Genomic DNA, 17,343 nt, shown 5'->3' on the forward strand with positions numbered 1-17,343 from the left:
GCGCTGAATTGGGTGTGTTGGACCAGATAGCCCGGCCGAAACGAAAGTCCGGCCGGGCCGATCGTATCAAGATAGCACCGCCTTAGTTGGCAGTTTCTTCTTCCATCTCCGCTTCGCCCTCGGCAGCAGCGTCTTCAGTCGCCGACTCATCAGCGTCCTCAGTGGCCGGCTCATCAGAAGCAGCTTCTTCCGCGGGCGCGTCTTCCGCCGCTGCGGCGTCCGCTTCAGCTTCGCCACCAGCCGAGGCGGCGGCCTCAAGGTCGGCTTTCATCTGATCCAGAATTGCCTGAGCCTGTTCGCCACCGATTTCCAGGAACTTCGCCTCAACGGCCGCGGCCGTTTCACGGAAGGGCTGGCGCTGCTCTTCAGTCAGCGTCGTGATGGTCATGTCCGGCTTCGCTTCCTGAATCTTGGCAAGCGATTCTTCGGTCAGACCGTCCTGATAATCAAGGATGTAGTCGAACGCAGCCTGCGCCGCATTGTCCACGACCTGCTTATCTTCATCGGACAACCCGTCATAGAACTCTTTATTCGCCATGACAGCGGTCGTGAAGTTGTTGTGGCCGGCGCGGGTGATGTGTTCGCTGACCTCGTACATCTTCGTCGATTCGATAAAGAAGGCCGGGTTTTCCTGACCCTGAACGATGCCGGTCTGCATTGCGCCGTAAACCTCACCCCAAGGCAGAGGCGTCGGCGTCGCGCCGAAGGCCTGATAGCTCTCGACGATCAGCGGGTTGGTCATCACGCGGAATTTGACCTCGTTCAGATCCTCGGGCGAGGCCACGGCTTCCTGCGTGGTCATCATCACTTCGCCTTCGGGGAACATGGTCAGCAGTTCCAGCCCCTGATCCGCATAAAGCGGCGGGAACAGCTCGTTGATCGCCTTCGACTCGCGGAAGAACGAGAACAGCTGTTCCTGATCCTGCGGCAGCAGATAAGGCACGAAGAACACCTGCGCTTCCGGGATCAGCGCGCCGGTAAAGCCAGGGGACTGGTCGACGAACTGCAGAATGCCGGACTGCGCCTGTTCCATGATATCGGCGCTTTCACCCAGTGTGCCAAAGGGGAAAAGCTGTACTTCGTGGTCGGAATTGGCTTCGACCTCTTCCTTGAACTTCTGAGCGTAGATGCCCTGAACTTCTTCCAATGCCTCTTCGAACGCATAGCGCCAGGTATCGGCCTGAGCGAGGCCACTGCCGAGCATAAGCGCGGTGACACTGGCAGCGGTGAGAGTCTTGTAAGTCATATTGTCTCCTGTTGTCAGGTCGCCCCGGCACCAAGGTGCCGGTGACTTCTACATTCCAACTCGGGGCGTTTCCGCCCGATCTCCGGCGTCGAGACTTCGACACAACGGGATATCAAGTCAATTTCTATATTAAATCATGACAATTCGACCGATGGGTGTCAAACAGGTTAGCCCGCATATCATTGAGGCTGCCCCTAATCCGGCAGCAATGACGCCAATATAAGCAGCGCCTGCTCCAGTTCGGGCATACGCGGAGCGCCAAGTGAAAGCCGTAATGCCGGCGTAGAATCGGTGATCGCAAATCCCGACCCAGGTGCCACCGCGACATCCTGTGCAAGTGCAGCCGAAAGGACAGCGCGTTCGTCGCAATCATCAGGCAAGGGCAGCCACCTGTGCAGCCCTTGCGGAAACCCAAGACTGCGCCCGCCCAGAATCTTTTGCGCCATACGGTTACGTTGCACAAGCTGGCTGCGCTGCGCGGCAAGCAACTCATCCGCCACGCCGGATTCGATCCAGTCACGCGCGATTTCGGCAATCATCGGTGTTGCCATCCATGACATGGCAAGATGCCGGTTCAGCGCCCGTTCTGCCAGGCTTTCAGGCATTGCCAGAAAACCCATCCGCAGCCCCGGTGAAAGCGACTTCGACAGGCCGGTAAAATAGAAGCTGTGGTCGGGTGCGAAACTCGCAATCGGCGGCGGCCGGCGCAGCGCGACCGGGCCAAGCGCATCGTCTTCAAGAATGATCAACCCCGCCTCAACCGCCGCCCGCGCAAGTTCTTCCCGACGCGCGCGGTCCACGATCCGCGCCATTGGACCTGCACCAGAGGGCAGCAGAAATACCGACTTCATCCGCCCGGCAGAGGCACGCGCAGCCGCTGTAAGCGCATCGGGCAGCATTCCGCGTTCGTCGCACGCAATACCACGCAGCCGAAGTTGCAGACTTGCCGCCGCGGGGCGCAGCGTGTGGCAGGTTGAACTTTCCGTCGCGATGATATCGCCGGGCTTTGCCACACACATCAGCGCCACGAACATCGCAGGCGTCGTGCCATTGGTGATCAATATGCGCTGCGCCGGGACCACCAGCCCGCAGCGCGCCAGCCAGTTCGCCGCCATCCCACCATAAAGCGCCATCGTCTGACGCGGGCGAAAGGAATACATTGCCGGGTCAGGCAGGTTTTCTGCCAGACGAAGCATGCTGCTGCGCCATGCTTCAGCGATCTGCGGCAGATCAACCGGGGTCATCATAGACAGGTCTATCGGCGGTCGTTCCGCAGGGGCGCGGAACCACGGCACCTCAACCGTTTCGCGCGGTCCGGATTTGACAAAGCTGCCACGCCCGACTTCGCCAGAGATAAGATCGGCGCGGATCAGCTCTTCATAGGCGCGGCTGACAGTCTGCACGGAAAGGTCGAGTTGCCATGCAAGCTCTCGATGCGGGGGAAGGCGATCACCGGGACGCAGGCTGCCGGCATCAATCGCTGCGGCGACACCTTGCGCAAGGCTGCGGTAAGCGGGGCGTGTGATATCGGATTTCGTCAGCGGCCAGTGGGACATGGCCTTAGTCAAGCGGGGCAAGGCCGGCTTGTCCAGATTGACAAAACCAGTCGCGGGCGAAAAAAGCAGGATATGAACCAGACCCGTCTTGATGACCGCGATATTGCGATACTTGCGACGCTCTCACGCGAGGGGCGGATTTCGAAGACTGATCTGGCGGCGCGGGTGAATCTTTCCCCAACCCCTTGCTGGGAAAGGATGAAACGGCTTGAGAAAGCTGGCCTCATCGCTGGCTACCGGGCAGAGGTCAACCTTGCCGCACTCGGTCCGCATGTTCAGGTTTTCGTCACGCTCGAACTGGAAAGTCATCGTGCCGAAAGCTTCCAGATATTCGAGCGGACAATCGCACAGATCACCGAAATCACCGGTTGCTGGGCAATTGGCGGCGGCTACGACTACCTGCTGCAAGTGGTCAGCGAGGATGTTGCGGCGTTTCAGGATTTAATGGACGGGCTGCTGGAAAGCCGGGCGGGTGTACGGCGCTATTACAGCTATATCGTCACCAAGCCGGTGAAGAATGAACCGCCCGCGAGCGCTCTGCTTCACCTGTAGGGTGCGCTTCAGCGCAGCTTGCACGACACATACCCACGCCGACAGAAAAAACCCCTGCTCACTCCAACCACAAAAGAAGAATCCTCCTCCACCGCCGCCATCTTAAGTGAATTCGCCTGCCCCGTCCGGCGCATGATCTTCGCAATGATGGAGGTGCGCGATGCTCGACGATCCCAAGACCAATCTGGCCGACCGACTGTCCGATCCCGATCTGCTGGCCGATGCCGGTGATTTCGCGGGCGATGGCCGTCTGGCGGTCCGCGACCCGGCAAGCGGCGCCGTCGTGGCCAAGGTCACGACCAGCGACGCGGCTGGCGCCCGCGCCGCCGTCGACGCAGCCCAGCAGGCGTTCCCCGGTTGGGCGGGGATGTTGCCGCAGGACCGCGCCGATATCCTGCATCGCTGGTATGATCTGATCATCGCCGCGAAAGAGGATCTGGCTTGTATCATGGTGGCCGAACAGGGCAAACCGATCAGCGAGGCGCGGGGTGAAATTGACTATGCCGCCAGCTTCGTGCAGTTTTACGCCGAAGAGGCCCTGCGCCCGAATATCGAAGGCGTCACAAGCCACCTGCCCGATGCCGAGATGGAGCTGTGGCGCGAACCCGTGGGCGTCGCAGCCCTGATCACGCCGTGGAACTTCCCCTGCGCCATGATCACCCGCAAGGCCGCCGCCGCGCTTGGTGCGGGCTGCACGGTTGTCGTTCACCCGTCGGCGGAAACCCCGCTTTCAGCGCTTGCCCTGTCGGTACTGGCACGGCGGGCCGGTTTCCCGGATGGCGTTTATAACACCGTCATCGGCGATGCCGCGACCATTGTCGGGGAATGGACCGGCGACAAAAGGGTGCGGGCTCTGTCCTTTACCGGCTCGACCGAAGTCGGGCGGCTGCTCTATCGCCAATCGGCCGATACGGTAAAACGGCTGGTGATGGAGCTGGGTGGCCATGCGCCCTTCATCGTGTTCCAACGGGCCGACCTGGATCGCGCAGTCTCCGAAGGGATCAAGGCAAAATTCGCCACCTCAGGGCAGGATTGCCTTGGCGCGAACCGATTCTATATTCATCGCGACATCTATGACGAGTTCTGCACCCGTTTCACCAAGGCCGTCGAGGCGCTGAGCCTCGGGCGCGGGATGGACGATCCCGATATCGGCCCGCTGATCCACGACCGCCAGATCGACAAGCAGAAGGCGCATGTTCAGGATGCACTGGACAAGGGCGCGAAGCTGCTGACCGGGGGTGGGGTGGATGACAGCCTCGGGCCGCTGTTCTTCAAGCCGACCGTTCTGGCCGATGTGCCGGATAACGCCGCGATCATGTCCGAAGAGACGTTCGGTCCGGTCGCAGCGCTGACCCCGTTCGACAGCGAAGAGGAGGTCTATGCCCGCGCCAATGACAGCGAATACGGGCTGGTCGCCTATGTCCACAGCCTCGACCCGCGCCGGATCTACCGCGCCACGCGGGCGCTGCAATACGGCATGGTGGCAGTGAACCGGACCAAGGTGACTGGCGCGCCCATTCCATTCGGCGGGATGAAACAGTCCGGCGTCGGGCGCGAAGGCGCAAGGCAGGGGCTGGAGGCCTTTACCGAGATCAAATATGTCTGCCGTGACTGGGGTTAGAGAGGGGGCAACGGATGAACGAAACACCCGGCCCGGTGTCAAGGGCGAAGCCCGCCGGGCCAGCGTCCGACCACGGACGGACGTCGGCCCTCTGCCGCACTTGGATATGAACGAAGAAGGAAGACAACATGCTGACCAATGACGAACTCGCCAAATGGGACCGCGAGAACTTCATGCACCCCTCGACCCATCTGTCGCAATTCGCACGGGGAGAGGCCGCGCAGCGCATCGTGACCGGCGGCGAGGGCGTGTTCATCACCGACCGCGACGGTAACCGCCTGCTGGACGGGTTCGCGGGGCTCTACTGCGTCAATGTCGGCTATGGCCGCACCGAAATCAGCGAGGCGATCGCAAAACAGGCGCATGAGCTGGCCTATTACCACGCCTATGCGGGCCACGGCTCCGAGGCGAATATCACCCTGTCCAAGATGGTGATGGATCGTGCGCCGGAAGGCATGGCGCGGGTCTACTTCGGGCTTGGCGGCTCGGACGCCAACGAAACCAACGTCAAGCTGGTCTGGTACTACAACAACATCCTCGGCCGGCCCGAGAAGAAGAAGATCATCTCCCGCTGGCGCGGCTATCACGGCTCGGGGCTCGTCACCGGCAGCCTGACCGGGCTGGAACTGTTCCACAAGAAATTCGATCTGCCGCTTGCACAGATCATCCATACCGAAGCCCCCTATTACTTCCGCCGCCCCGAAGCGGGGATGAGCGAGGATGAATTCTCGACATATTGCGCCGAAAAGCTGGAGGAACTGATCCTCTCCGAAGGCCCGGACACAATCGGCGCGTTCATCGGGGAACCGGTTCTGGGCACGGGCGGCATCGTGCCCCCGCCCGCCGGTTACTGGGAAAAAATTCAGGCGGTGCTGGCGAAATACGACATCCTGCTGATCGTGGATGAGGTCGTGACCGGTTTCGGACGTCTGGGGACCATGTTCGGATCGGATCATTACGGGCTGAAACCCGATCTGATCACCTGCGCCAAAGGCCTGACCTCGGCCTATGCGCCGCTATCCGCGACGATTGTCGGGCAGCGCATGTGGGATGTGCTGATGAAAGGCGCGGATGAATTCGGCGTGCTGGGTCACGGCTGGACCTATTCGGCGCACCCGATCGGGGCGGCAGCGGGTATCGCAAACCTCAAGCTGATTGACGATCTGGGGCTGGTGAAGAATGCGGGCGAGGTCGGGGCCTATCTGAACAAGGCCATGGCTGACGCGGTTGGCGGTCATGCCAATGTCGGAGAGGTTCGCGGCGAAGGGATGCTGTGCGCGGTCGAACTGGTCGCGGATCGTGACAAGCGCAGCTTCCTTCCGGCATCCGATGGGACCGGCGCAAAGGTGGTCGGCGAAATGGTCAAGCGCGGCGTCATTGCACGGGCGATGCCACAGGGCGACATCCTTGGCTTTGCGCCGCCGCTGTGCCTGTCCAAAGGCGAAGCGGATCAGATCGTTGCAGCAACCAGCGATGCGATTAAAGCAGTGCTGGGATAAGCGAAGCTTTCACGTCACAGCCTTGCCCTGCCCGTCACGCAACCGTTCCGGTTCGACGGGCAGGCATCAACCCAAAACCGGGCCGAGCGGCTATTTCCGCGACCCGTCCTCTCCAAATCGATGCGCATCGGCGGGGTCATGGATCAGTGAAAGCCGCTCTCCGCGTGCGGGACTGAGCTGGCCCGGCAGCATCGCCAGCACCGGAACATCGTCGTCGGTGCGTGCGTGGATCAGCGTTTCTGCACCAAGGTTTTCGGCCATCTCGACCTGAACGTCGATACCGCCTTCCCCGATGCGCAGATGCTGCGGCCTGATCCCGATCACGCCCCCATCAGCTTGCGGCAGGAAGTTCATGCGCGGCGCGCCGATAAAGCCCGCAACAAACCGGTTCGCAGGTGTGTTGAACAGGTTCAGCGGCGTATCGACCTGCTCGACCACGCCGCCGCGCAGGACAACAATGCGGTCTGCAAGGGTCATCGCCTCAATCTGGTCATGTGTGACGTAGATCATCGTTTTGCCAAGGCGGGCATGAAGGGCCGCAAGCTCTGCCCGCATGGTGCCGCGCAATTCGGCATCGAGGTTCGACAGCGGTTCGTCCAGCAGGAAGGCGGTCGGTTCACGCACGATGGAACGGCCAATCGCAACACGCTGGCGCTGACCGCCGGACAACTGCCCCGGACGCCGGTCAAGCAATGAACCAATCTCCAGCATCCGCGCGGCCTCGTCAATACGCTCGGCAATTTCGGCCTTTGGCATCCGGGTATTTTCCAGCCCGAAGGCCATGTTCTGCCGCACGGTCATATGTGGATAGAGCGCGTAAGACTGGAACACCATCGCAAGGCCACGATCGGCTGCCGAACGACGTGTCACATCCTCCCCGTCAATCAGGATGCGGCCTGAGGTAGGCCGGTCGAGGCCAGAGATCAGGCGCAAAAGTGTGGACTTGCCGCAGCCGGACGGCCCGACGAAAACGGTAAGCTCACCCTCCGGGATGCTCAGTGAGACATTCTTGATGACATCGACCGAGCCGAAGGATTTGCATATATTTTCAAGTTCGATCATGCCCATTATTTAAGTCCCGTTCCGGCGATCCCAGCAGTGATGAAGCGTTGCAGAAAGACGAAGACCACGACCACCGGGATCATCGCCACGACTGTCATCGCAAGGATATAGTGCCATTGAACATTCAGCTCTCCGGCGAAGGTGTTCAGGCCGATCTGCAGCGTATAAAGCTCCATACGCGAAAGGACGACAAGCGGCCAAAGGAAGTCGTTCCACCGCCACACGACCGAGAAGATCGCCAGCACCGCCAGTGCAGGTGCTGCCAGCGGCAAAACGATGCGCCAATAGATCTGCCATTCGGATGCGTGATCCATCCGCGCCGCATCCAGCAGCTCATCGGGGATGGTCAGCATATATTGCCGCAGCAGGAACACCCCCGTCGGCGTGGCCACGGTGGGCAGGATCACCCCCCACAGCGAGTTCAGCAGCCCGGTTGCGGACACCACGGAATAAAGCGGGACAAGGATCACCGACAGGGGCACCATCAGCGTCGCGATGATCAGCAACATCACGGCATTGCGGCCCCGGAACTCATATTTCGACAGGGCAAATGCGGCCATTGAGTTTGTCAGCAAGGTGATGATCGTCGCCATCACCGTCACAAAGACGGAATTGCGCAGGAACAGGAAAAAATCGAACCGCATAAAGGGTTCAGAGTAGTTTTCCGTCGCGAAATCCACATCGCGAACCGCTGTGCGATCGGCAATATTAACGCGGGCAGGTTCCGCGTCCGGGGCCTCGGGGTCTACCATCTGGGCGACGATACCGACGCGGCGCAGTTCCGCCATTGTCTTGACAGTGCCATCCTCCAGCGTGACAGTGTAAAGCGGCTTTTCGGCGCCCTCGATCTCCACCGTTTGCTGGGCATAGGGCAGCATTGTCGGTGGAAACTCTGCCAAGGCGGCGGGTGTCTTGAAGCTGGACATGACCAGCCAGATTGCCGGGCCAAACATTATGATCGTGCCGCCGATCAGCCAGATCCACGTCGCGATGTCGGTCCAGTGCCAGCCCCGCCCGTCTCCGGTGCGACCCCGTCTTGCGATAAGCCAACGCATCAGCGGTTCCCCCCTGCACGACGGCTGAGCCAAAGCTGGATCAGCGTCAGAACGACCAGAACCAATGCCATCAGGATAGAGGCCGCTGCCGCCAGACCCGGATTGCGCAGCAGGTTCGCAAAGCCGCTTTCATAGATATATTGCGTCATAAACATCGTGGACGTGCCGGGGCCACCGCCGGTCAGAACATATGCTTCGTCGAAAATCTGAACCGCACGGATCAGCGCCAGCACCAGCACAACCAGCAGGTTGGGCATCAGAAGCGGCAGCGTGATACGATAGAAGGTGCGGAAAGGCGGCGTGCCGTCCATCTCTGCAGCCTCATAAAGATCGCGGGGTATGGCTTGCAATCCGGCCAGCAGGATCAGCGTGTAAAAGCCCATATGCGCCCAGACACTGACCCCCACGGCCGCAGCAAAAGCCCAGAAACGGTCGGTCAGCCAATTCACCGGCTCAAGCCCAAGCTCGACCATCCCAAGGTTCGCGAGCCCCTGACGCTGCAATATCCAACGCCAGATCAACCCGACCACGACCGGGCTGAGAAGGACCGGGAAAAAGAAGACCGCCCGCCAGAACGCCTTGGCTGGAATGGCACGGTTCAGGATTATGGCAGTGATCATGGCCACCAGCGTCATGATACCGACCTGAAAGATCACGAAACGCGCCGTATTCCAGACCGCCACCCAGAACATATCGTCGCGGCAGCTTCGCGGTTGCAGGTAATTCTCGCAATCCAGAAGGCGCTGATAGTGCTCGCTGCCGACATAGGGGCGGTCAGCCAGAAAGAACTCTACCCCTCCGGTGGTCGAATAAAGCGCGTTCATACCAAGCGGGATCAGCACGAAAACCGTGAAAATCGCCATATTGGGCAGAAGGAACAGGGCGATCATGCCGCCCTGCCCGGTCATGCGTTGCCAGCCGCGCAACGGAATCCCGATGACCTGCGCGAGCCAGCGCAGGGGCGCGGTCAGGTAGTGTCCCACGCCCCCCTCCATCATTGGCCAGAGCCAGCGGCGTTAACCTGCTCGGCCACATCGGCATCAATGCGCGGGAAGATTTCTTCCACCGGCATTTCACCGGCCATTGCCTGACTGATACGATTGACCATGCCGCCGTAGACAGCGTTGGCATAGCGCCATGCCGGGATTTCATTCGCGGCAGGGATCAGTTCGCCGGTCGCTGCAACAAATTTCTCCAGCGCGGCCTTGGCCTGAGGGTCATCCGTCTGGAAATCCAACCCACCCGCTTCGATCACGCCCTTATGTGCGGGCAGGAACAGCGTGCGTTCCGAGAATTCCTTGACGATATCCTCACGCGCAAGAAAGTCCATCACCTTGCCCACATCCTCGGGGTTCTGGGTGTTCTTGTTGGCCACAAGCGCCGCACCACCCGGCAGGCCAGAGCATCCGGCCGATCCGCATGGCGAGCCGATCGCCACCCAGTCGAACCCGTCGCCGATCTTCGTCGACAGGTTCGCAATCTGCCATGAACCGGAATAAAGCATGGCGATATTTGCGTTGATGAACTCATCCGCGCCGGACCGATAGGTCGTGCCCGCCGCGCTGACCCAGACATCCTTCATGTGCTGTCCGCTTTCGGTCCAGTCCACCAGCTTGGTGATAAAGGCCTGCGCGGCTTCATCCAGCGGAGCGGGCTTGCCATCTTCGCCTTTCAGAACCGCGCCCGACGACAGCAGCGGCCCCGTGATCCGGTGGCCCGAGCGGTCGATGACGAAAGCGGCGACAAGCTGCTGGCTTTCCTGCACTTCGGTTGCGGCAGCAACCCAGTCATCCCAGGTCGCCCCCTCACCGGGCATTTCGACGCCTGCCTGTTCGAACAGGGTCTTGTTGGCGAAGCCGCCGACAAGCGTAAGCTGCGTCATGAAGCCGGGGATGATCTCGCTGTCATCGGGGCGCATCCAGTCGAACTGAGCACCGAAATTCTCATTCCAATAGGCAGGGTCCTCGACATATGGCGTCAGGTCCAGCCAATGCTCGGCCTGTTCCTTCAGGTTGGTGACCCGCGCAATATCCGGCCCCTCACCCGCTGCGAGCTGGATCGGAAGCTGTTCCATAATTACCTGATAAGCGACATTGTCGAGCGTCACGGTAATGTCAGGGTTTTCCTCCATAAAGCGGTTGAGCAGGTCCTGCATGACCTCGCCTTCCACGCCGTCGGAATACCACATCATGCGCACCTCGCCCGCCTGGGCCGATGCCGCGATGGCCAGCGACGAGGCCGTCGCCATAATCTTCAGAAACTTTGTCATTTTGCTTTTCCTCCCTTAACGTTGTCAGATTTGCGGCGGACCAACCTCCTGCCGCAGCCCCTCTAGCGACCAGTTTGCCGGATCAAGTACGCGCCCCTCGGCCTCGACTTTTCCGTCAGCATGGAACACGACTTCACCGTATTCGGCATCAGTGACGACAATGCGACCTTTCGCATCGCCGATCAATGCCAGCTTTCCGGCGTCTTCGATAACTTTTGTGATGTTATCGGCCTCTTCCGTGACCCGAATGATCCAGTGTCCGTTACGCCCGTTCAAGCGAAGCTCGTTTCCCGCGCTCGGACCGTCCGCCACGCGGATCAACTTGCCCGAGGCGGCTAGCATGATCGCCGCCTTGTCCTGAACCGCCACGGCACAGGAACCCTCGACCCTGGCCTGATCGAACATGCTTTCGGGAAACCAAGCATGGGTCAGATCCGGCTGCGGTTCCACCCCGTCAAAGACGACGATGGCAAGGCCGCGATATTGCTGAACACGCGGAATACTGGCAGAGCCCCCCCAGTAGGACGGCCGACCATAGCCCGAATGGATAAGTTCCCCCGGCTGGTTGATCCAGACCTGAGCCTGAGGGTTCGAACCGATACGCGCATGGATCAGCGTCTCCTGATAGCCCCAGTCGAACCAACGGTAATGCGCGGCCGAACCCATCGCCGTGTAGCGCGTTTTCCAGTGATAGAGATGCGCGAAACCACCCTCGCCCTGTGTAAAGCACCATTCCTGCCCATTGTCGCGCTGCCAGAGCGCACGGTCTTGCAGATCCGGCAATGCCAGCCCGTGATCGCGCAGACAAAGCGCCAGTTGTGGCAGGCAGTGGAAGCGCGCCCCGAAGCTGCCCTTGCCCCACAACAGCCGCGCAATGGCCGAAAGCTCCAGTGTTTCCCCGGCGCGGAGCGTATGCTCATAACTGCGACCCTGCGCCGCCGTCAGCACCCCCTGATGGGCGCTGTTGGCCACCATCTTGACCAGGCGCGCGATGGATTTGCCGGCGCGTTCACGGATATCGGCATCCGGCGCCAAGGCAAAAAGGGCGCATAATCCTTTTAGATCAATCGGAAAATACGGCGCGCTGTTGAACTCTGCCATTTCGCACTGCTCGAAATGATTCAGCCATGCCCGAACGCGTGCCGCACCGACCTGCGACTGCTCCTGCCCGTTTCTGCCAGAGCGGTGGAAGGTTGCATCCGGCAGTATTGAACCTGCCAGATAGGCAGCGGTATGAAACAGCAGGGCATGGTTTTCGCTGAAGTACCACTGCACATCATTGCCCGGCTCATCCATCCAATAGCGATAGGCAACTATGGTCCGGTCGATCTGCGCCAGGGTTTCCGTCGCCAGCCTGTCCGCGAACCGCATCCGCGACCACAACAATGGCACGAGTGCGAAATCGGCGCAGTCCCAGCAATCCGCAATGGCCGGAAGGGCGCGCAGGATCATCGCATCGGCCTGCTCCCCGACCGCAAGCCGCGCAAGGGCGCATACTGTATCAGGCTCTGCCTTGTCGGCCACCGCGCGAAGTGCCTCATCCGCCCTTTCGGTCAGCGTCGCAGGCGCGGGACCGACGGGATGGGCTATCTCCACCCCAAGGCTGCGTGTCGCAGTGAAACCTTCGCAGCTGATCGTGAACCGGAAGTGCCGGAAATCAGCGGGGAAGTCCACGACAGTTCCCAGCACCAGTTTGTCCTGATCTGGTGCGAGGGGATATTCAAGTTCCATCCGCTCATGCGACATGAAATCGCCCTCGATCAGAACCCTGGCACTGCCAGCTGCCCCAAGCGTTGCGGGCAGATTAACAGCCACCTCACCCTGATCATAAGCGGGACGGTCGAAATGCATGCGTTCCAGCAGAGCTTCCACAGCGCGAACGGTTTCGGTGCTGCCTGAGAAGGGCAAGCCGGCCTCGGCCTCCGGACCGGAAAGATAAGCGAGGCGCAGCAGGAAGCGCGTGTCGCGCTCTGCCAGATCGTCAAAGAAGACGGATATCTCGTTTTCACCGTCGCGCAGCTCGACCTCGAACTCTGCCGCGCTGTTGTAGTTGCGAATATAGGGTGCCATCCAGCCCGCTTCTTGGCCATTCACATGCAGCACGGCCCCGCCGCATGTCGTCAGCCGAAAGCGAGCCGTATCGGCCTTTTCCGCGACCAGAACCGTTCGCGCCCATGCAGCGAGCCGGGTCGGACGAAACCAGAAGCCCGACAGGTCCAGAACATCCTGACCGAATGGCAGGATATTGGTCTGCCACGCTGCCGCACCACGAATATCTGGCCGCTTATCGCGGAACCGCGCCGCAAATTCCGTGCGGCAGGGATATTCATGGGGGATGAAGTTCTTATCCTTGGTCAGGAAAAAGAACGGGTCCATCTCGCCATGCAGCGGCGCATCGGGAATGTCGAAACGTTCCTCTGCAATGTCGGACACCTGCCAGTATCGCAATGCGTCGCCGCGGTTCAACTTCATCTCAGTTCGCTCACCGGGACGGGGGTCACGTCCTCATATGCCTGATTTTCGCCGGTCATGCCCCAGACAAAGCAATATGGCCCGGTGCCCGCGCCCATATGGATCGACCATGCGGGCGACAGGACAATGTCACCATGTTTCACGACAAGATGCCGGGTGTTGTCGGGACGGCCCATGAAGTGGAACACGCGGTCCTCCTCGGCCATGCCGAAATAGCCATAGGCTTCCATGCGGCGCTCATGCAGATGCGGGGGCTGCGTGTTCCAGACCTGTCCTTCCGGCACATCGGTGATACCCATGAGCAGAAGGCAGGACGGTCCCACCTCTGGATGGATATACATCCGAAGCTGACGGAAATTGCCGCGATTCTCTTGCCCGAATTCGACCATTTTGGCCTCTTCACGCGTGATAACGCGGGTTGGGTGATCAGCACCGGCAGGCACCGAATTCAGATAGAACCAGGCGGGATCACCGGCGTCATTGCTGCCAAGGCGAACCTTCTTTGCACCCCTGCCGACATACAGGCAGTCCCTGCTGCCGATTTCGAATTTCTGTCCATCGACTTCGGCCCATCCCGGCCCGCCCAGATTGGCTATGCCGGCCTCACGCGCATCGAAGAAATTCGGCGTACCAACCTCCGCGCCGTCACCGAATTCCAGCGGATCTGCGGTCGGGACTGCGCCCCCCACGATCATCCGGTCAAAATGGGTGTAGGTCATCCGCATCTCACTGGGTTTGAAATGGCCCTCAACCATGAACTCTGCCCGCAGACGATCCGTGTTCATATTGTCTATATCGCCCGGTGCCGCGCCGTAACGCACATCCATCATCATTCTGCCTCCTTCAAAGCTTCGACAAGCGCGAGCATCGCGAGCGACTGGCCATAGCCTGTCGGCTGGATCGGGATGTCGCGGTAAAATTGCAGATCGTGACCCATACGCGTTCCATAGCTGACACCGCCCACCACGCCGTCAGGACCGATCTGGCCCATCACATAGTCCAGAGCCTTCCGCCCCGCCTGCCGCGCGTCGTCGCCGAGCAGGCCAAGACGAGCGCCTTTCAGCAGGCCATAGGCGAACCCGGCGGTGGCACTGGTCTCAGGATAGCTGGTCGGATCGTCCAGAAGGGTGCGCCACGCACCGTCTTCCATTTGCTGCGGGATCAATGCAGCCACCTGATCCCGCAACAGGTCCCGCAGGAACTCTGCCGCATCTGGCGCGATATCGGCCAGATCGAACAGGTCCAGCAGGCAAGCGGTGATCCACGCGTTGCCGCGCCCCCAACGGGCTCGGGCAAAGTTATGCCGTCCTTCGAATGTCCAGCCGTGAAACCACAGCCCTGTCTCGCGGTCGGCCAGAAAATTGGCGTGGACAAGAAACTGCCGGACGGCTTCCTCGACCAACTCGCGACGCCCCGCCGCCTGCCCGTATGAGGCAAGGAACAGCGCGACCATGAACAGCGTGTCGTCCCAAAGTTCGCCCTTGTTCAGCCTGTCGGAAACATCGTGCTGAATACCACCAAAAGGCGTACGCGGGGCCTCTTCCATAACCTTGCGGGCCCAATCGTTCAGTACCTTCTCGAACCGGTCTTCGCGGGTCTCTCGCCACAGGATCGACAGGGCCAGCATAGGCGCCGTGGTGTTCACATTCATCGGAGGCAGGCCACGTGCCAGGGCGCGATCATACCAGCCTGTCAGTGTCTGGGTCAGCGCCGCGTCACGCCCCCGCGCCAGCCACAGTTGAACCAAGCCGTAAAGACCAACGCCCTGCGGCCATTCCCACGCATCGAAACTGACGTAGTCGCCGGGTGTACCGTCCAAGTTGGGTTCGTCGAACTTTCCGTCGAGCCGAAGGCTCTCAAAGCCGGCAACCAGCCGGGACAGCGCATTCTCGATGGTGGTACGATCCAGCATGAATTGAATTATTCCGAGCAAGTATTGGTTTGCACAATATGCAAATTTCTTGCAGCCTGACTGCATGAGACCGGATGGAAAACGTGAAAAGATATCGCGAAGGGTTCGGCTGAAGGATATTGCCGAACGCTGCGCAGTCTCGACGGCGACGGTCTCCCGTGCCTTGTCCGGTCGCGGATATGTGCAGGCGGAATTGAGCGCGCAGATCCACGAGATGGCTCTTCGCCTGAACTATCCCCTACCTTCATCCCTAGCAGGGAGGCGCGTTCTTCTGGCGGTTTCCGGGCCGGCATTGGTCGATCTTGCCCGCAACCAGTTCACCCTTCATGTGCTGGAAGGGATCACCGAACGCTGTCAGACATTGCATATGTCGGTAGAGACAAGGCAGGTCTCTACTGTCGAAGACGAAATTCGTCTGCTTGCCGAAGCAGAGGATGACACTGTGGCGGGCGTGCTGATGGTCACGATTGACGACGACGCCCTGCTGGAACTGGCGCGAAATTGCGCAAAGCCCGTCATCATGGTGAACGGCGATGACCCGGATATGGGTCTGTCATCTGTGACACCGTGCAACCGATCCGCCGCGGCAATGGCGGCGCAGCACTTATGGGATCTCGGCCATCGCCGGATCGTCTTTCTGACCTGTCCGGGCCGACGCACAATCGCTCGCAGGTTAGAGGGCTGGCGGGATGTGCTGGCAGATCATGCCGATCCTTCACTGATCGTAGAGGTAGCCGATTGGCAGCCGGAACTCGCGGATGCAGCGATAACAGAAAGGTTGGCCAAGCGCCGTGACTTCACAGCGATCCTTGCGACCGGCGACGCGCTAGCGATGGGCGCCTATCTGGCACTAAGCCGAAATGGCCTGACAATTCCGGGGGACGTATCGGTCATTTCAATTGACGGGCTTCCACAGACGAAACTGCTGGACCCGCCCATGACCGTCATGGCCATCCCGATGCGAGAGGTCGGGGCAGCCGCGCTCGATCTGCTTTGCGAAACGGCTGCCAATCCCAGCCTGCCGAGGCGGCGCATCGAACTGGCCTGCCAGCTGGTGGAAAGGGGATCCGCAGGCACGGTCAACGCTTGGTCAGAAACTGATCTGCAAATGAGGCCGCCGGGTTGCCGGAAAAGCTGAGCGTTCGACCACCGCCCCTCGACGTCAACGCAACGATCGCGCAGGGTGCTCGAAGTTTCAAACAGTATGGGAGCAGGGTCATGAAACTGGGATTTATCGGTACGGGTGATATCACAAAGGCCATCGTGACCGGGCTGATGTCCGCCGATTATCCGTTGGATGAGATCATTCTTTCACCCCGAAACGCGCAGGTTTCGGCCCGGCTGGCCGCCGATCACCCTAAGGTCGTGGTCGCAAGTGACAACCAGCAGGTGGTCGACGGGGCGGATCTGGTTTTCCTTGCCGTCCGTCCACAAGTCGCGGAAAAGGTTATCCGCGCGCTTAAATTCCCGGCCGACAAGCAGATCGTCAGCCTGATCGCGACTGTCACGCAGGAAACGTTGCAGGAGTGGACAGGAACCTCGCAGCCGATTCCGCGCGCTGTTCCCCTGCCCGCCGTTTCGGACCGGCAGGGCGCGACGGTTATCTATCCGGCGGATGGGAAACTGCAAGAACTGTTCGGCACGCTCGGACCCGTGATAGAGGCAACGACGCTGGATGAGCTGGACGCACTTACCACCTCGGGCGCGGTCATGGGCCTGTACTTTGGCTTGCAAGAGACAATCGTTGCATGGCTCGCTGAGCGCGGGATCTCGGATCGGGATGCCCGGACATTCATCGGAAAGGTGTTTCTGGAACTGGGCCGGACCGCCGCGCGAGAGCCGGAGAAAGATTTTATCACCCTGCGGGAAGAGCATTCGACCGAAGGCGGCATCAACGAACAGATGTTCCGCACGTTCACCGAGCAAGGCGGCACAGAAGCGCTGAATATCGCCCTGAACAGCGTGGCCGGACGGATCCTGTCGGGACGCGGGTAGCGGTCCTGGACCGCGTGCCGGTCCAAAACCCTGCGCCTTTCCCTTGTCAATTTGTGGCGGTCGGTTCAGCGAAACAATCCGCGAAGAATGGCGTATCCGCCGCA

Annotated in this window: 14 protein-coding genes; 5 read left to right on the forward strand and 9 right to left on the reverse strand. The window is 60.5% G+C overall.

Going from position 1 to position 17,343, the window contains the following annotated elements; all coding sequences use genetic code 11:
- Nucleotides 1-82: 82 nt before the first annotated feature.
- Complete coding sequence (locus PAF20_RS08345) at nt 83-1,246, reverse strand: TRAP transporter substrate-binding protein (protein WP_271070218.1); 1,164 nt, start codon at nt 1,244-1,246, stop codon at nt 83-85.
- Nucleotides 1,247-1,440: 194 nt separating this feature from the next.
- Nucleotides 1,441-2,802 carry a MocR-like ectoine utilization transcription factor EhuR gene (ehuR, locus tag PAF20_RS08350; protein ID WP_271070219.1) on the reverse strand — a complete coding sequence of 454 codons (1,362 nt, stop codon included), beginning with the start codon at nt 2,800-2,802 and terminating at the stop codon, nt 1,441-1,443.
- 72 nt (nt 2,803-2,874) lie between these two features.
- Here ehuR and PAF20_RS08355 point away from each other — a divergent pair, with 72 nt between their 5' ends.
- From PAF20_RS08355 to PAF20_RS08365, 3 genes are all read left to right on the forward strand, one after another.
- Nucleotides 2,875-3,354: an Lrp/AsnC family transcriptional regulator gene (locus PAF20_RS08355; protein ID WP_271070220.1), complete on the forward strand. Its 480-nt coding sequence runs from the start codon at nt 2,875-2,877 to the stop codon at nt 3,352-3,354.
- Nucleotides 3,355-3,514: 160 nt separating this feature from the next.
- Nucleotides 3,515-4,975, forward strand: a complete 1,461-nt coding sequence (locus PAF20_RS08360) for an NAD-dependent succinate-semialdehyde dehydrogenase (RefSeq protein WP_271070221.1) — start codon at nt 3,515-3,517, stop codon at nt 4,973-4,975.
- Nucleotides 4,976-5,103: 128 nt separating this feature from the next.
- Complete coding sequence (locus PAF20_RS08365; protein WP_271070222.1) at nt 5,104-6,474, forward strand: aspartate aminotransferase family protein; 1,371 nt, start codon at nt 5,104-5,106, stop codon at nt 6,472-6,474.
- Between the two features lie 90 nt (nt 6,475-6,564).
- On the opposite strand, the gene PAF20_RS08370 is transcribed toward PAF20_RS08365, so the two are convergent.
- From PAF20_RS08370 to bglB, 7 genes are read right to left on the reverse strand one after another with little or no spacing between them, the layout of a single operon-like run.
- Nucleotides 6,565-7,542 carry an ABC transporter ATP-binding protein gene (locus tag PAF20_RS08370; protein WP_271070223.1) on the reverse strand — a complete coding sequence of 326 codons (978 nt, stop codon included), beginning with the start codon at nt 7,540-7,542 and terminating at the stop codon, nt 6,565-6,567.
- Nucleotides 7,542-8,591 (reverse strand): carbohydrate ABC transporter permease, encoded by a 1,050-nt coding sequence (locus tag PAF20_RS08375; RefSeq protein WP_271070224.1) that lies wholly within the window; start codon nt 8,589-8,591, stop codon nt 7,542-7,544. Before PAF20_RS08375 ends, PAF20_RS08370 begins: the two co-directional genes overlap by 1 nt.
- On the reverse strand, nt 8,591-9,574 hold the full coding sequence (locus tag PAF20_RS08380) for a carbohydrate ABC transporter permease (protein ID WP_271070225.1): 984 nt from the start codon (nt 9,572-9,574) through the stop codon (nt 8,591-8,593). The genes PAF20_RS08375 and PAF20_RS08380 overlap by 1 nt, the downstream gene beginning before the upstream one ends.
- 11 nt (nt 9,575-9,585) lie before the next feature.
- Nucleotides 9,586-10,860 (reverse strand): ABC transporter substrate-binding protein, encoded by a 1,275-nt coding sequence (locus PAF20_RS08385; RefSeq protein WP_271070226.1) that lies wholly within the window; start codon nt 10,858-10,860, stop codon nt 9,586-9,588.
- 24 nt (nt 10,861-10,884) lie between these two features.
- The gene (locus PAF20_RS08390) at nt 10,885-13,332 is read right to left on the reverse strand and encodes a hypothetical protein (protein WP_271070227.1); all 2,448 of its coding nucleotides are present in this window, start codon (nt 13,330-13,332) and stop codon (nt 10,885-10,887) included.
- Nucleotides 13,329-14,165, reverse strand: coding sequence for a 5-dehydro-4-deoxy-D-glucuronate isomerase (kduI, locus tag PAF20_RS08395; RefSeq protein WP_271070228.1), 837 nt, complete (start codon nt 14,163-14,165; stop codon nt 13,329-13,331). The genes PAF20_RS08390 and kduI overlap by 4 nt, the downstream gene beginning before the upstream one ends.
- Nucleotides 14,162-15,244: a beta-galactosidase BglB gene (gene bglB, locus PAF20_RS08400; RefSeq protein ID WP_271070229.1), complete on the reverse strand. Its 1,083-nt coding sequence runs from the start codon at nt 15,242-15,244 to the stop codon at nt 14,162-14,164. Before bglB ends, kduI begins: the two co-directional genes overlap by 4 nt.
- 64 nt (nt 15,245-15,308) lie before the next feature.
- On the opposite strand from bglB, the gene PAF20_RS08405 reads away from it, so the two are divergent.
- Both PAF20_RS08405 and PAF20_RS08410 read left to right on the forward strand, forming a co-directional pair.
- Nucleotides 15,309-16,382 (forward strand): LacI family DNA-binding transcriptional regulator, encoded by a 1,074-nt coding sequence (locus PAF20_RS08405; RefSeq protein WP_271070230.1) that lies wholly within the window; start codon nt 15,309-15,311, stop codon nt 16,380-16,382.
- A gap of 80 nt (nt 16,383-16,462) precedes the next feature.
- Nucleotides 16,463-17,239: a pyrroline-5-carboxylate reductase gene (locus tag PAF20_RS08410; RefSeq protein WP_271070231.1), complete on the forward strand. Its 777-nt coding sequence runs from the start codon at nt 16,463-16,465 to the stop codon at nt 17,237-17,239.
- Nucleotides 17,240-17,343 lie beyond the last annotated feature (104 nt).

Origin of the sequence: Paracoccus albus, assembly GCF_027913035.1 — a bacterium.
GTDB lineage: Bacteria > Pseudomonadota > Alphaproteobacteria > Rhodobacterales > Rhodobacteraceae > Paracoccus > Paracoccus albus.

Bases quoted from the DNA above. Each gene is read 5' to 3' on its own strand.
- PAF20_RS08365 (WP_271070222.1), top strand. From the start codon at position 5,104: ATGCTGACCAATGACGAACTCGCCAAATGGGACCGCGAGAACTTCATG.
- PAF20_RS08375 (WP_271070224.1), bottom strand. From the start codon at position 8,591: ATGCGTTGGCTTATCGCAAGACGGGGTCGCACCGGAGACGGGCGGGGC.
- PAF20_RS08410 (WP_271070231.1), top strand. From the start codon at position 16,463: ATGAAACTGGGATTTATCGGTACGGGTGATATCACAAAGGCCATCGTG.
- PAF20_RS08405 (WP_271070230.1), top strand. From the start codon at position 15,309: ATGAGACCGGATGGAAAACGTGAAAAGATATCGCGAAGGGTTCGGCTG.
- PAF20_RS08360 (WP_271070221.1), top strand. From the start codon at position 3,515: ATGCTCGACGATCCCAAGACCAATCTGGCCGACCGACTGTCCGATCCC.
- PAF20_RS08355 (WP_271070220.1), top strand. From the start codon at position 2,875: ATGAACCAGACCCGTCTTGATGACCGCGATATTGCGATACTTGCGACG.
- ehuR (WP_271070219.1), bottom strand. From the start codon at position 2,802: ATGTCCCACTGGCCGCTGACGAAATCCGATATCACACGCCCCGCTTAC.
- PAF20_RS08345 (WP_271070218.1), bottom strand. From the start codon at position 1,246: ATGACTTACAAGACTCTCACCGCTGCCAGTGTCACCGCGCTTATGCTC.
- PAF20_RS08370 (WP_271070223.1), bottom strand. From the start codon at position 7,542: ATGGGCATGATCGAACTTGAAAATATATGCAAATCCTTCGGCTCGGTC.
- kduI (WP_271070228.1), bottom strand. From the start codon at position 14,165: ATGATGATGGATGTGCGTTACGGCGCGGCACCGGGCGATATAGACAAT.
- bglB (WP_271070229.1), bottom strand. From the start codon at position 15,244: ATGCTGGATCGTACCACCATCGAGAATGCGCTGTCCCGGCTGGTTGCC.
- PAF20_RS08390 (WP_271070227.1), bottom strand. From the start codon at position 13,332: ATGAAGTTGAACCGCGGCGACGCATTGCGATACTGGCAGGTGTCCGAC.
- PAF20_RS08385 (WP_271070226.1), bottom strand. From the start codon at position 10,860: ATGACAAAGTTTCTGAAGATTATGGCGACGGCCTCGTCGCTGGCCATC.